At 70.9% G+C, this 13,728-nt stretch carries 16 protein-coding genes and 1 riboswitch; of the genes, 5 read left to right on the top strand and 11 right to left on the bottom strand.

Annotated features, from left to right (window positions below):
* Nucleotides 1–74 precede the first annotated feature (74 nt).
* On the top strand, nt 75–761 hold the full coding sequence (locus tag ABD987_RS14415; protein WP_345392129.1) for a hypothetical protein: 687 nt from the start codon (nt 75–77) through the stop codon (nt 759–761).
* On the opposite strand, the gene ABD987_RS14410 is transcribed toward ABD987_RS14415, so the two are convergent.
* On the bottom strand, nt 748–1,605 hold the full coding sequence (locus ABD987_RS14410) for an aldo/keto reductase (RefSeq protein WP_345392126.1): 858 nt from the start codon (nt 1,603–1,605) through the stop codon (nt 748–750). The genes ABD987_RS14415 and ABD987_RS14410 overlap by 14 nt on opposite strands.
* 68 nt (nt 1,606–1,673) lie before the next feature.
* Nucleotides 1,674–2,474 carry a helix-turn-helix domain-containing protein gene (locus ABD987_RS14405; RefSeq protein ID WP_345392123.1) on the bottom strand — a complete coding sequence of 267 codons (801 nt, stop codon included), beginning with the start codon at nt 2,472–2,474 and terminating at the stop codon, nt 1,674–1,676.
* Nucleotides 2,475–2,608: 134 nt separating this feature from the next.
* On the opposite strand from ABD987_RS14405, the gene ABD987_RS14400 reads away from it, so the two are divergent.
* Entirely contained in the window at nt 2,609–2,971 is a 363-nt protein-coding gene (locus ABD987_RS14400) for a nuclear transport factor 2 family protein (RefSeq protein ID WP_345392120.1), read from the top strand.
* 11 nt (nt 2,972–2,982) lie between these two features.
* On the opposite strand, the gene gcvP is transcribed toward ABD987_RS14400, so the two are convergent.
* Both gcvP and ABD987_RS14390 read right to left on the bottom strand, forming a co-directional pair.
* A complete protein-coding gene (gene gcvP / locus ABD987_RS14395) occupies nt 2,983–5,862 on the bottom strand; it encodes an aminomethyl-transferring glycine dehydrogenase (RefSeq protein WP_345392117.1) in 2,880 nt (959 codons plus the stop codon).
* A gap of 429 nt (nt 5,863–6,291) precedes the next feature.
* Nucleotides 6,292–6,395, bottom strand: a riboswitch (glycine riboswitch).
* 46 nt (nt 6,396–6,441) lie between these two features.
* Complete coding sequence (locus tag ABD987_RS14390; protein WP_345392114.1) at nt 6,442–7,020, bottom strand: MerR family transcriptional regulator; 579 nt, start codon at nt 7,018–7,020, stop codon at nt 6,442–6,444.
* Between the two features lie 303 nt (nt 7,021–7,323).
* Here ABD987_RS14390 and ABD987_RS14385 point away from each other — a divergent pair, with 303 nt between their 5' ends.
* Nucleotides 7,324–7,965 (top strand): TetR/AcrR family transcriptional regulator, encoded by a 642-nt coding sequence (locus ABD987_RS14385; RefSeq protein ID WP_345392111.1) that lies wholly within the window; start codon nt 7,324–7,326, stop codon nt 7,963–7,965.
* Nucleotides 7,966–8,064: 99 nt separating this feature from the next.
* On the opposite strand, the gene ABD987_RS14380 is transcribed toward ABD987_RS14385, so the two are convergent.
* From ABD987_RS14380 to ABD987_RS14355, 6 genes are all read right to left on the bottom strand, one after another.
* On the bottom strand, nt 8,065–8,538 hold the full coding sequence (locus ABD987_RS14380) for a bifunctional nuclease family protein (protein WP_009078856.1): 474 nt from the start codon (nt 8,536–8,538) through the stop codon (nt 8,065–8,067).
* Between the two features lie 226 nt (nt 8,539–8,764).
* The gene (gene ftsR, locus ABD987_RS14375; RefSeq protein ID WP_345392107.1) at nt 8,765–9,526 is read right to left on the bottom strand and encodes a transcriptional regulator FtsR; all 762 of its coding nucleotides are present in this window, start codon (nt 9,524–9,526) and stop codon (nt 8,765–8,767) included.
* The gene (garA, locus tag ABD987_RS14370; RefSeq protein WP_345392104.1) at nt 9,526–9,990 is read right to left on the bottom strand and encodes a glycogen accumulation regulator GarA; all 465 of its coding nucleotides are present in this window, start codon (nt 9,988–9,990) and stop codon (nt 9,526–9,528) included. Before garA ends, ftsR begins: the two co-directional genes overlap by 1 nt.
* A 149-nt stretch (nt 9,991–10,139) precedes the next feature.
* Nucleotides 10,140–10,523 (bottom strand): glycine cleavage system protein GcvH, encoded by a 384-nt coding sequence (gene gcvH, locus ABD987_RS14365; RefSeq protein ID WP_345392101.1) that lies wholly within the window; start codon nt 10,521–10,523, stop codon nt 10,140–10,142.
* A 102-nt stretch (nt 10,524–10,625) separates the two neighbouring features.
* A complete protein-coding gene (clsA, locus tag ABD987_RS14360) occupies nt 10,626–11,228 on the bottom strand; it encodes a cardiolipin synthase ClsA (protein WP_345392098.1) in 603 nt (200 codons plus the stop codon).
* A gap of 119 nt (nt 11,229–11,347) precedes the next feature.
* The gene (locus ABD987_RS14355) at nt 11,348–11,575 is read right to left on the bottom strand and encodes a hypothetical protein (RefSeq protein ID WP_345392095.1); all 228 of its coding nucleotides are present in this window, start codon (nt 11,573–11,575) and stop codon (nt 11,348–11,350) included.
* Nucleotides 11,576–11,886: 311 nt separating this feature from the next.
* On the opposite strand from ABD987_RS14355, the gene ABD987_RS14350 reads away from it, so the two are divergent.
* Nucleotides 11,887–12,414 carry a hypothetical protein gene (locus ABD987_RS14350; RefSeq protein ID WP_345392092.1) on the top strand — a complete coding sequence of 176 codons (528 nt, stop codon included), beginning with the start codon at nt 11,887–11,889 and terminating at the stop codon, nt 12,412–12,414.
* Between the two features lie 62 nt (nt 12,415–12,476).
* Complete coding sequence (locus tag ABD987_RS14345) at nt 12,477–12,839, top strand: hypothetical protein (protein WP_345392089.1); 363 nt, start codon at nt 12,477–12,479, stop codon at nt 12,837–12,839.
* A gap of 16 nt (nt 12,840–12,855) precedes the next feature.
* Here the strand turns inward: ABD987_RS14345 and ABD987_RS14340 are convergent, their stop codons facing one another.
* Nucleotides 12,856–13,698 (bottom strand): crotonase/enoyl-CoA hydratase family protein, encoded by an 843-nt coding sequence (locus ABD987_RS14340; protein ID WP_345392086.1) that lies wholly within the window; start codon nt 13,696–13,698, stop codon nt 12,856–12,858.
* Nucleotides 13,699–13,728: the final 30 nt, after the last annotated feature.

Raw genomic sequence — 13,728 nt, 5'->3', positions numbered from 1 at the left:
CACAGCTCACCTGTTAGAGTGATAACGTTTTGGTTGCGTAGCTGCGCGTGAACGCGCGTTTCGAAAGGACAACGATGGGGCGTCACAGCCTGCCCGAGGAGCCGGTGCCGCATCCCCTGGACCCGCCGAAGCCAACCGCCGGCCGCAGCGAGACCACCGGTTCGCACCGCATCGTCGGCAAGAAGGCACCCCGCCGCCGCGTCGCGAAGTGGCCGATCGTCGCCGTCGTCCTGGCCGCCCTCGTCGGCCTCGGCGTGTTCGGCTGGAACTGGGCCGACAGCGTGCTCAACAGCAGAGCGGAGGCCGAGGCGGCCAGCTGCGCCGGCGGGACCTCGGATCTTCGTGTCCTGGTCACCCCGAGCGCCGCCCAGCCGGTGACCCAGGCCGCGACGCGGTGGAACCAGGCGGGCACCAACGTCCACGGCCGCTGTATCCGCGTCTCCGTCGAGCCTATGCCCTCCGCGCAGGTGCTCGACGCGCTGACCGGCCGGACCAACGTCGACGCGATCGGCGGTCTGCCCTCGGCCTGGCTGCCCGAATCGACCTACTGGGTCGGCGAGCTGACCACCGCCAAGCCCGAGCTCGTCAGCTCGCCCGCGCAGTCCGTGGCGACCGCCCGCTCGGCCGACTACCCGTTCATCTGCCTGGGCGGCAAGGCCGCCGACGACATCCAGCAGCGCGCCGCGCAGACCTTCCGCGAGTACCTCAAGCAGCCCGCGCAGCAGGCCGACTTCGCGGCCGCGGGCATCAAGGCCGCCTGACCTCGCCCAGCGCCGAGGTCAGGTCGAAGGTCTCCGGATCGGGGCCGGTCCGGGTGCCGTCGTCGAGTTCGCCGAGCACCGCGAGGTCGTCCTCGGCCAGTTCGAAGTCGAAAACGTTCAGGTTCTCCCGGATCCGCGCCGGGGTGGCCGACTTCGGGATGACCACGGTGCCCAGCTGCAGATGCCAGCGCAGCACGATCTGGGCCGGGCTCTTGCCGTACTTCGCCGCGAGCGCGGCGACCGGCTGCTCCCCCAGCAGCCGTCCCTTCGCCAGCGGGCTCCACGCCTCGGTCACGATGCCGTGCTCGGCGTGGAACTCCCGCAGCGGGGTCTGCTGGAGCCAGGGATGCAACTCGATCTGGTTGACCGAGGGCACCACGCCGGTTTCGCCGATCAGCTCCCGCAGGTGCGGGACCTGGAAGTTCGACACGCCGATCGCGCGGACGCGGCCGTCGTCGCGCAGTTTCACCAGCGCCCGCCAGGTCTCCACCGCGGTGCCGCGTTTCGGCAACGGCCAGTGGATGAGGTAGAGGTCGAGCCGGTCCAGCCCGAGCGCGGCCATGCTCCGGTCGAACCCGCGCAGGGCCGCGTCGTAGCCGTGGTCGGCGTTCCACAGCTTCGTGGTGACGAACAGGTCCTCCCGGGGCAGACCGCAGTCGGCGATGGCGGCGCCGACCTCGGCCTCGTTGCCGTAGGCCGCGGCGGTGTCGATGCTGCGGTAACCGGCCTCGATCGCGGTGCGGACCACCTTCGTGGTGTCCGCGGCAGGAACCCGCCAGACACCGAAACCGAGCTGCGGGATGCGGACGTCGTCGGTCAGGGTGAGCAGGGGCGGCATGGCCATGAAGGGCTGTTCCTCACTGCGTCGTCGGATGCGGCGGCATCGCGTGCCGCACGGACTTCCGGGCCCGATCATCCCACTCCGTCGCCGGCCTGGTCGCGCAGATATGCCGTGGTGGCCGGATTCGCCGGGAAGAAGGACTCGATGACCAGTTCCGCGACGGTCACGTCCAGCGGTGTGCCGAAGGTGGCCACGGTGCTGAAGAAGGTCAGCTCGGTGTCCCGGTGGCGGAAACGCAGCGGGACGAAGATGTCGCCGGGACCGGGCACCTCCACCTCGGGCGCGGGCTGCTCGCACGGGTAGCCGTTCAGCTCCGCCAGCAGATCGGCGAGGGCCGGGTCGGCCGTCCGCGTGACCTGCCCGCGCAGCCTGCCCAGCAGATGGGCCCGCCACTCCCCCAGGTTGAGCACGTACGGCGCCATCCCGTCCGGGTGCAGCGTCGCCCGCAGCACGTTCACCGGCGGCGCCAGCAGTTCGGGCGCCACCCGGTCGGTGAAGATCCCCAGGCTCGCGTTCGCGTCCACGAGGTTCCACGTCCGGTCCAGGACCGCGGCCGGGTAGGGCTCGTGCCCCTTCAGCAGCAGCCGGACCGCTTCGCGGACCGCCGCCAGGTCGGGGTCACCGAGTTCGCTCTCGCCGTACACGGGCGCGTATCCGGCCGCCAGCAGCAGCTGGTTGCGTTCCCGCAGCGGTACGTCGAGATGCTCGCCGAGCCGCAGCACCATGTCGCGGCTCGGCCGGGATCGGCCCGTTTCCACGAAGCTCAGATGACGGGTCGAGATGTCCGCCGAGATCGCCAGGTCGAGCTGGCTGACGCGGCGGCGGTCCCGCCACTGCCGCAGCAGCTCGCCCACCTTCACGGGAGTAGTCACGGCGCCGACGCTACGGGGCGGGCCGCGGCGCCGCCATTACCTCCCGGGTAATCGACGCGCCGCACCCGCACCGGGCAGGCTTTGCGTCATCGAGGACGACGAAAGCGTTGTCCGGTAACGAAAAGAGGGATCCCATGTCGGACGTCCAGCGCGTCGTCGAGCAGTACATCGCCGTGTGGAACGAAACCGACGCCGCCGCCCGGCGTGCGCTGGTCGCCGAGGTCTTCACCGAGGACGCCCGCTACACCGACCCGCTGGCCGCGGTGGAGGGCCACGACGGCATCGACGGCTTCATCGGCGGGGCGCAGGCGCAGTTCGCCGGGCTGGTGTTCAGCCTGCCCGCCGAGGCCGACGCGCACCACGACCTCGCCCGGTTCCAGTGGTACCTCGGCGCACCCGGCGCCGAGGAGCCGGTGGTCATCGGATTCGACGTCGTCGAGCTGACGGGTGGCCGGATCGCGAAGGTGTACGGCTTCCTGGACAAGCAGCCCGGCTGACGAACTCGCGGTCAGTCCGCGAAGGCGTCCGGGGGTGGGCAGGAGCAGACGAGGTTACGGTCACCGGCCGCGCCGTCGATGCGGCGCACCGGTGGCCACACCTTCGTGGCCGGGTGGCCGGCGGGGAACACCGCCAGCTCACGGGAATACGGGCGGTTCCACTCGCCGGTGACACAGCGGGCGGTGTGCGGGGCGTTGCGGAGCGGGCTGTCCTCCAGGGGCCACTCCCCCGCCGCCACCCGGTCGATCTCGCCGCGGATCGCGATCATCGCGGCGCAGAACCGGTCGAGTTCGCCGAGGTCCTCGCTCTCGGTGGGCTCAACCATCAGGGTGCCCGCGACCGGGAAGGACATCGTCGGCGCGTGCAGGCCGTAGTCCGCGAGCCGCTTCGCGACGTCGTCCACCGTGACACCGGTGCGTTTCGTGATCCCGCGCAGGTCGAGGATGCACTCGTGGGCGACGAGCCCGTCGTGTCCCGCGTAGAGCACCGGGTAGTGCGCGCCGAGACGGCGGGCGACGTAGTTCGCGGTGGCCACCGCGGTCAGGGTGGCGCGGCGCAGGCCCTCGCCGCCCATCATCCGCACGTAGGCCCACGTGATCGGCAGGATCGACGCGCTGCCCCACGGTGCCGCGCTGACCGGGCCGATCCCGGTGGCCGGACCGGCGGCGGGCTGCAGCGGGTGGTTCGGCAGGAACGGCGCGAGGTGTGCCCGCACGCCGATCGGGCCGACGCCCGGCCCGCCTCCGCCGTGCGGGATGCAGAAGGTCTTGTGCAGGTTGAGATGCGAGACGTCCGCGCCGAACCGGCCGAATTGCGCCAGCCCGATGAGTGCGTTGAGGTTCGCCCCGTCCACGTACACCTGGCCGCCCGCGTCGTGCACCACTGCGCAGACCTCGCCGACGGTGTCCTCGTAGACGCCGTGCGTGGACGGGTAGGTGATCATGATCGCCGCGAGGTCCGCCGCGTGCTCGTCCACAGTGGACCGAAGATGCGCGAGGTCGATGTCGCCGCGCTCGTCGCAGCGCACGACCACCACCCGCATCCCGGCCAGCACCGCGCTGGCCGCGTTGGTGCCGTGCGCGCTGGCCGGGATCAGGCAGACCTCGCGGGCGCCCTCACCCCGTGAGCGGTGATAGGCCCGGATCGCCAGCAGCCCCGCGAACTCACCCTGGCTGCCCGCGTTCGGCTGCAACGACACCGCGTCGTAGCCGGTGATCGCGGCGAGCCAGCCCTCCACATCGGACACCACGGACAGCAGCCCGGCGGCGTCCCCGGCGGGCGCGAACGGGTGCAGGCCGGCGAACTCCGGCCAGCTCACCGGTTCCATCTCCGCGGCGGCGTTGAGCTTCATGGTGCAGGACCCGAGCGGGATCATGCTCCGGTCAAGCGCCACGTCCCGGTCCGCCAGCGTCCGCAGGTAGCGCAGCAACGCGGTTTCCGAACGGTACGCGTGGAACACCGGGTGGGTCAGGTAGTCCCCCGTCCGCCGCAGCGGCACGGGCAGCGCGTCCGCGGTGTCCGCGTCCAGCGAGTCCACATCGGACACACTGACGCCGAAAGCCTTCCACACCAGCGAAAGCCGTTCACGGGTCGTGGTCTCGTCGCAGGCGACGCCGACGTGGTCGGCGTCCACCAGCCGGAGGTTGACCCCGAGGTCACGAGCCGCCGCCACGACCGCCGCGGCACGGCCGGGCACGACCGCGATCACGGTGTCGAAGAACTCGCCGTGACGCATCTCCACGCCGCCTTCGGCGAGCCCGGCGGCGAACACCGTCGCCATCCGGTGCGCGCGGCGCGCGATCGCCCGCAGTCCGTCCGGACCGTGGTGGACCGCGTACATCGAGGCCATCACCGCGAGCAGCACCTGTGCGGTGCAGATGTTCGACGTCGCCTTCTCCCGCCGGATGTGCTGTTCGCGGGTCTGCAACGCCAGCCGGTAGGCCCGCGCGCCGTCGGCGTCCACCGAGACGCCGACGAGCCTGCCCGGCAGCTGCCGCTCCAGCCCGGCGCGCACGGCGAGGTACGCGGCGTGCGGCCCGCCGAAGCCCATCGGGACGCCGAAGCGCTGCACCGAGCCGATCGCGACGTCGGCGCCGAGTTCCCCCGGCGGGGGCAGGAGGGTCAGTGCGAGCGGGTCGGCGGCCACGACCACGGCGGCGCCGAGCGCTTTCGCCTCGGCGATCACCGGCGCCAGCTCGCGCACCGCGCCCGAGGCGCCGGGACAGCTCAGCAGGATCCCGAAGAAGTCCCCGCCGAGGCCGAGGCCGGTGATGCCCTGGGAGAGGTCGGCGACCACCAGCTCGATACCGAGCGGCTCGGCGCGGGTACGCAGCACCGCGATGGTCTGGGGCAGCGTGTCCTCGTCGACGACGAAGCGGGCGGACCGCGGGTTCCCGGCGCGGCGGACCAGCGTCATCGCCTCCGCCGCGGCGGTCGCCTCGTCGAGCAGCGACGCGTTGGCGACGGGCAGCCCGGTGAGGTCCGCGATCATCGTCTGGAAGTTGAGCAGCGCTTCCAGCCTGCCCTGGGAGATCTCGGGCTGATAGGGCGTGTAGGCGGTGTACCAGGCGGGATTCTCGAAGAGGTTCCGGCGGATCACCGGCGGCGTGACGGTGTCGTGGTAGCCGAGGCCGATCATCTGGATCATCGGCCGGTTGCGCGCGGCGAGTGCGCGGAGTTCGGCCAGTGCCTGGCTTTCGGTCGCGGCGGGCGGCAGCTCCGGAGGCCGAGCCGAGTCCCGCAAAGAGGCGGGAACGGCGCGTTCGGCGAGCTCGTCGAGCGAGGCCACGCCCACCACGTCAAGGATATGGGCGAGTTCTTCGGGACCGGGCCCGATGTGCCGGTCAGCGAAGGGAATTCCAGCCTCCAGCTCGGCAAGCGACGGTTCCATGGCTGCCTCCTCCGAAAGGCCGTGCCTGCCCAACCAGACTCTAGAACTGAAGGTGACCACGGTTGGCCTCCTGAAGACGCAGGACCGGCAGGAAGGCGACCACGGCGGGGGTCCGGGGGCGAAGCCCGCCGGGCGGGGTGTGGGGGTTGCACCCCCACAAGACACTCCGGAGGGTTCAGGCGAGCGCGTGCCGCGAGCAGGGCTCGCCCAACCCCCACTGGCGGGGGTGTGGGGGTCGCTCCCCACAAGATACTCCGGAGGGGTCCGGCGAGCGCGTGCCGCGAGCAGGGCTCGCCCAACCCCGAAGAACTCCTCCCCACTCTGTCCGTGCCCGCAGGCGCCTGAGAGTTTCACCCGTGTGTTGAGCCGGGCTTGCACCTTCGGCGGAGTCACCAGGCTGTGTCCTGGTGACCCACTTTCCAGAGGCGTCTCGTCCGCGCGGTCCAGGGTGCCTGAGAGGTTCCGGGGAGGACTTGCTCCTTCGGCGCCGAGCTCAAGGTTGTTGACGGCTCGGACTCTCCCGCGCGGATTCGTCGACCGCGGGACAGAGCCTACCCTGCCGTCACCCGGGGGTCGTGATCACCCGGTGCGACGCGCGTTGCGCCGCTGTGTCAGCTCGTCGGGGACCATCGGCTCGATCTCGCCGCCGTCGGCGCGCTCGGCGGGGAACTCGTGGATCGTGCCGCTGATCTCCTGCATGGCACCGCTGACCGCGATGCCGAAGACGCCCTGGCCGCCCTGGAGCAGATCGACGATCTCCTCCGGCGAGGTGCACTCGTAGACCGTGGTGCCGTCGGAGAACAGGGTCACCTTCGCCAGATCACGCACTCCGCGGACCCGCAGGTGGTCGACCGCGACCCGGATGTTCTGCAGCGAGACCCCGGTGTCCAGTAAACGCTTCACGACCTTCAGGACGAGGATGTCCTTGAACGAGTACAGCCGCTGCGAACCCGAACCGTGGGCGGTGCGGATGCTCGGCGCCACCAGCTTCGTCCTGGCCCAGTAGTCGAGCTGCCGGTAGGTGATCCCGGCGATCTGACAGGCGGCGGGGCCCCGGTAGCCGACCAGTTCGTCCGGGAGCGAGGCGTCGGGGAACAGTTCGCCCTGCTCACCGCCGGCGACCTGAACAGGCTGTTTCTCAGGACCAGCCTCGACCACGCGTGCCTCCCCTCGCCCGACCTGGCGGCCGGCGAACGACAAGCCGGTCGGACCCAGGAGTGGACCGGCCGGGATGAACCGCCACGAACCCCGCGCCCGCGAAACATCGCGTCGCGTCGAATCACATCGTGGCGATTTACCGCCTTTGACGGTAAGCGCATGCAAGGTGCCGGTCAACGCGACGCGCGGCTGGCCTCAAGTTCGTCTTGAGGCTTTAGTCCGTTCGCCGTACGAGCGATCGGGCAGCGGACGGGTGGCGGGCCGATACTGGACAGTTTTACTCAGCTGTGTTAATTTTTACTCATGCAAGTAAACACGGACACGCAGGCGGAACTGGGCCTCTCGGTGACCGAGGCCGCCCGCCGAGCGCAGATCATCGGAGCCACGATCGCGACGATGGCCCAGGTCGGGTACCGGAAGACGACGTTCGCCCGTATCAAGGAGCGTGCCGGGCTCAGCAGCACCCGGCTCATCTCGTACCACTTCACCAGCAAGGCCGGGCTGATGCAGGCGGTGCTGAGCACAGTGATCGAGACGAAGACCAACTTCCTCGCGGAGCGGACCGAAGGCCGGGTCGGCGCCGCGGACCGCGCCGGGAACCTGCGGGCGCACATCGAGACCTCGGTGGCGTTCCTGCGCGACTACCCGGACTGCGTGCGGGTACTGACCGAGATGACGGCGAACGCCGAGGACGAGGACGGCTGGACGATGGCCGGGCCGGTACTGAACGACCTCCGGGTGGGGGCCGTGTACCGGCAGCTGAAGCAGGGCCAGGCCGAGGGCGCCTTCGGCGACTTCGCCCCGGACGTGATGGCGATGTCCATCGCCCAGGCGATCGACGGCGTCGCGGCCCAGTTCAAGGCGGATCCCACGCTCGACATCGACCGCTACGGCCGGGAGCTGGCCGACCTTTTCGAACGCGCCACGGCTCCCGCCGCGAAGTGAGCGATCGGGAAGAAGGCGGGACCATGACAACGGGCCGCGTTCGCGCTCATCGGAATCGATGGGCGCGAGCGCGGCCCGTGCTGGACGGGGCCACACCGGTCAGGTGTCGGCGCCGCGGAAGTCTTCCGGGGAGACGGAGTCGAGGAACTCGCGGAACTTCTCGACCTCGTCCTCCTGCTCGTCCGGGATGATCAGGCCGGCTTCCTCGAGGACGGCGTCGACGGCGTGGATGGGGACACCGATCCGCAGCGCGAGCGCGACGGAGTCGCTCGGGCGGGCGGAGACCCTGATGTCGCCGTCGAAGACGAGCTCGGCGAAGAACGTGCCTTCCTTGAGGTCGGTGATGACGACCTGCTCGAGTTCCCTGCCGAGCGCTCCGATGACCTCTTTCAGCAGGTCATGGGTGAGCGGGCGGGCGGGGCGGACTCCTTGTTGCTCCAAGGCGATGGCGGTGGCTTCGACCGAGCCGATCCAGATCGGCAGGTACCGTTCGCCTTCGGTCTCCCGCAGCAACAAGATCGGCTGATTGGCGGGTAGCTCCACCCGCACGCCGACGACGCGCATCTCGCTCATCGGGCTTCGCCTCCTCTCGTGCGCACGGGCCGCAACGCTGTCCCGGCGTCGGCGCCGACATCCTCGACGCTACCCGTGATCCGAGCGCTGTGCTCGCTAGTGGCGGACTTTCTCGGTTCGCGCGGGGCAAACCCTGCTCTCACGGTACGGCATTGGGTGGCCAACATTCAGGCATTGACATCCGGCGTCGCAGGGGTTCTCGGCGCCCGCGCGCCCCGCTCGGGTCTCAACCACCGGTGACGCCGCGGATTCCCGCTTTCACAAGCAGGGTGTGCAGGGTCACCGACAGCGCCGCGAGCTCGCGAACCACCTCGTCGGCCCTTGCTTTCGCGTCGGCGTCACGATGCCGGTACACCGGGGTCACGATCTGTTCCAGCAAGCCGACCTCGCGGTCGGCCGCGGCGCGGAAGGCACGCAGATGTCTCGGCTCGATACCGAATTCGGTCATCGCCCGCACGGTGCGCGCGATCTGGACCGCGCCGGGATCGTAGAAACCCGAGGGCCCCGGCCGGACGAGACCGTACTGCCGCAGCTCGGCGAGGGTGGCCTCGTCGATGGCGGCCTGCTCCAGCAGCTCCTCCTGGGTCAGCCGGAGATCCCGGCCGGACGCGAAGTCGTCCGGGCCGGGCAGCCCGCCGGGGTCGGCGGGGGCGTCGATCGGGACCAGCTTGCGCGGCAACCGGGGCGCGCCCGGTGCGGGCTCGGCGCCCCGGTCGGCCGCGTCCAGCTGTTCCTTGATGACCTTCAACGGGAGGTAGTGATCCCGCTGGGCGGACAGCACGAACCTCAGGCGCTCCACGTCCGCCGCGGCGAACTGCCGGTATCCCGAGGGCGTCCGGCCCGGCTGGACCAGGCCTTCCGCCTCGAGGAACCGGATCTTGGAGATGGTGACATCGGGGAAGTCATCGCGCAGCTGCGCCAGTACCGCCCCGATGCTCAACCCGTCGCGCTGTGCCGAAGAGCGATCGGGCCGCCCGGCCGCCGTCACTATGCCCCCTGGCCACCGTGCCCCGGTCCGGTCAGGAAGACCAGGCGGAACTTCCCGATCTGCACCTCGTCGCCACCGGCCAGCACCGCCTGGTCGACCGGCTCGCGGTTGACGTAGGTGCCGTTCAGGCTGCCCACGTCGATGACGACGAACTCGCCACCCTCACGCCGGAACTCGGCGTGCCGGCGGGAGACGGTGACGTCGTCCAGGAAGATGTCGCTGTCCGGGTGCCGTCCGGCGCTGGTGGTGTCCCGGTCGAGCAGGAACCGCGACCCCGCGTTGGGGCCCCGCTTCACGACCAGCAGTGCCGAACCCGGCGGCAGGGCGTCGACGCCCTGTACCGGCGCCTCGGCGGCCGGCGCGGGCTCATGGCCTTCCACGTCGGCCAGGAAGTCGGCCCGGAAGACAGAGGTCCGCTCCGGAGACTGCTCCGGGGGAACGCCGGGCCCGTCGTTCGTGCTCACCTGAGCTCTCTCCTCACACATGATGTTGCCAGTACTCAAAGAACGTGTAGCGCTCAACGTACCGTGTCTGATCGATTCTCCGGCTCGGGGCTCCCTCTATCGGCCGCGGGAACGCCACGGCCAGCGGGAACCCCTCGCGTGAAAGGGTTTCAGCCCTGGATGAGCGCCTGGTAGGCCTCGGCTTCGAGCAGCGCTTCCAGCCCGGCCGGGTCGTCCAGCCGGATCTCGATCAGCCAGCCCTCGCCGTAGGGGTCGCTGTTGATCAGCTCGGGCGACTGGGACACCGCCTCGTTGACCGCGACGACCTCGCCGGCGACCGGCGCGAACAGCTCCGAAACGCTCTTGGTGGACTCCACCTCGCCGAAGGCGTCCCCGGCGCCGAGCTGCTTGCCCACCGAGGGCAGGTCGACGAACACCACGTCACCGAGCTGTTCCTGCGCGTACTCGGTGATACCCACCCGCACCAGCGTGCCCTCGCGCGTGGCGACCCACTCGTGTTCCTCGGTGTAGCGCAGCTCTTCCGGAGTGGACAACGCCGCTCCCCTTTCTGGTGCCCTCACTAACGATCTCGTCGCGCACAAGTGTTCCACCAGGCCCGCGGCGGCGCCCGCCACTCCCCCCGAACGGCCTCGCCCTCAGCCGGTCGGGGCCGCGCGCAGGGCGCGGGCGGCCTGGACGACGTACAGCACGCCGGACCAGACGTAGAGGACGCCACCCCAGATGGTGAAGGCGTACCCGATCGGCCGAGCGATCGCGGCGATGTCCGAACCACCCTGGGTGAGCAGCAGGAACGGGAACGCGTACATCAGCACGAACGTCGCGCCCTTGCCGATGTAGGTGACCTCGGGCGGGGCGAACCCGCGCCGCCGCAGCAGCAGCACGCAGACACCGAGCACCAGCTCGCGCAGGACGAGCGGCACCACGACCCACCACGGGATGATCTCGCGCAGCAGGAACGCGAAGAGCGTGGCGAGGATGTAGAGCCGGTCGGCCGCCGGGTCCAGCAGCTGTCCGAGCCGCGACATCTGGTTCAGCCAGCGGGCCAGCTTGCCGTCGAGCCAGTCGGTGAGCGCGCTGAACACGAGGATCGCGAGCGCCCAGCCGTCCTCCTTCGGGCCCAGCAGCAGCCAGAGGAAGACGGGGACACCGGCCAGCCGCAGCAGCGACAGCATGTTCGGGACGTTCAGCGCCTGCCGCAGCAGCGACGGCTCCGCGCTCTGATCCGGGGCGGTACTCACGGCCAATATCTAATCAGTGAGGCGCAGCCTCTCCGCTGAGGGTGGTGGCGGGGGCATGGATGGACTAATCAGTGAGGCGCAGCCTCTCCATTGAGGGTGGTGGCGGTGGGTGAATCGAGTCAGCAGGCGCGGCGCGGGCTCCAGCCTCGCCGTTCGAGTTCGGCGCCGCTGAGCGCCTCGGGCCTGCCGCGCTCGTCGGTGCCCATCCAGCGGGCCCGGCCCGGCCGGATTTCGAGCACGTAGGGGCGTCCGCCGCACCAGACGACACTCGAAGGAACGGTCGGCAGTGCGCCGCTGGAAGAGCTTTCTGATTCACCGGCCGGGCCGGATGCTGATTCGCTGGTCATCGGTCTCACGATTCGGGGACGGGTGCACGGGGACGGGAAAGTGCCGGAGCACTCCTGGGGATCTTCGGCAGCGGGGCGGCGGATGTTAACCACCGCACCGGGAATTCCACCGATCGATGCGCGACGGCAGTCCATTGTGCCGCTGCGTGAACGGGATATTAATCGTCCACAATGGACACTGGGAAGGCGGGGGCGGCGAACGGGTGACGGCGCGCGCCGATAACCTCCGGCGGACTCGCCGGGTGTCGATCCCTGCCGGGTGCCCCGCGGTGAGCGAGAATGGGGCCGACCGCCGGACGAAAGGAATGCGGGTGCCCCATCCGACCCTCCCGCGAGCGTGGCGCGCGCTGCTGACGGCCTGTCTCGCCGTCCCCGCCCTCGCCGCCTGCGGTGGCGACCCGGCCGCACCGCCCGCCCCGTCCCCGCCCAGCGCCGTGCCGGGCGCGCCGTCCTCGGCCGCCACCCACGCGCCGCCGCCGCTGCCGGACACCGGCACGACCACGCCGCCGTCGCCGTCGCCGTCCGCGAGCCCGCCGGGCACGACCGCGCCCGCCGCGGCACCCGCCGCCGGTTCCTGCGGCGCGGTGACCGCCGCCAGCGGGCTGACGCTCAACGTCCTCGACGGCGCCGCCACCGGGGTCGCCTGCGCCGAGGCCACGAAGCTGGTCACCGAGTTCCACCGGAAGATCGCCGGCCGTCAGGGATCCGGCTCCAACGACGCGGTGAACGACACCGTCGACGGCTGGTTGTGTGTTTCCGGCGCGCCCGCCGCGCAGGGCGGCACCACGTGCAGCAAGGGCGAGCGGACGGTGTTCGCCTCCGTCGTCCCGTCCGAATGACCCAGCCGAAAACCGACTACCGACGAACCGTTCGAGAAGGGCCCATGCGCGCACGACCCCCCATGTTACTGGCCATCCTGTCCGCGGCCGCCGGACTGCTCGCCGGGTGTGGCGCCGGCGCCCCCTCGGCACCGCCCGCCGCACCGGCCCGGCAGGCCGCCGCGGTGGGCCCGGCGCTTCCCGGGACCGCCTGCGGCGAGGTCAGGACACCCAGCGGGAAGGCGGCGAAGGTGGTCGCGTCCGGGAAGGCCGACTGCGCGCAGGCGGTCCGGGTGTTCACCGACTACTTCACCAAGGTGTCCCCGGAGGCGGCGAGCGGTCCGGTCGCGCTCGGCGACTGGACCTGCGGCAGCACACCCGGCGACCCGGTGACGATCTGCTCGACCGAGGACGACCGCCAGGTCAGTGCCACCGCGGCGGGCTGACCCCGCCGTCTCCCGGCTACTCGCCGGTGAACTCCGGCGGGCGGCGGGCGAGGAAGGCCTGCACGGCCTCGGCGAGGTCCTTGCTCGGCAGGAAGGCCGCGTTCCAGGCCGAGACGTACCGCAGCCCGTCGGCCACCTGACGCTCGGTGTTGACGCTGAGCACGTCCTTGGTGCCCTGGACGACCAGCGGTGGGTTCGCCGCGATCTCCGCGGCGAGTTTGCGCGCCTCGGCCAGCACGGTGTCCTGGTCGGGGTGGACGTCGTTGACGAGGCCGATCTTCTCCGCGCGCGCCGCGTCGATGTCCTTGCCGGTCAGCGCGAGCTCCCGCAGGTGCCCCTCGCCGATGATCGAGGCCAGCCGCTGGAGGCTGCCGAGGTCGGCCACGATGGCGACCTTGACCTCGCGCACGCTGAACTTCGCGTCGGCGCTGGCCAGCCGGACGTCGGCGGCGGCGATGACGTCGACACCGCCGCCGATGCACCAGCCGGACACCGCGGCGACGACCGGTTTGCGGCATTCGGCGACCGCGCTCACCGCGTCCTGCAGCTGCCGGACCTCGTTGAGGAAGGCGGTGCGCGGGGCGGCGAGCGCGTCGCCCTGCAGCATCGGCGCCCAGCCGGGCATCATCGCGGGCAGGTCGAGGCCGTAGGAGAAGTGCGCGCCGCTCCCGGTGAGCACGACGGCGCGCACGTCCGGGTCGGCGTCGAGCGCGCGGAAGACCAGGGGCAGCTCGCGCCAGAAGTCCGGGCCCATCGCGTTGCCCTTGGACGGGCCGAGCAGGGTCACCTCGGCGACATGGCCGTCGACGTCGACCTTCAGCGCGACGAGGTCGGACAGGGTGTCAGCGGTATCGGTCATGGGGTCATCTTCGCGCATGCCCGCCGGACC

It is taken from the genome of Amycolatopsis samaneae, from assembly GCF_039541975.1.
Classification (GTDB): domain Bacteria; phylum Actinomycetota; class Actinomycetes; order Mycobacteriales; family Pseudonocardiaceae; genus Amycolatopsis; species Amycolatopsis samaneae.
The sequence above is the reverse complement of the archived record's forward strand: the minus strand, read 5'-3'. Positions and strand labels throughout refer to the sequence as shown.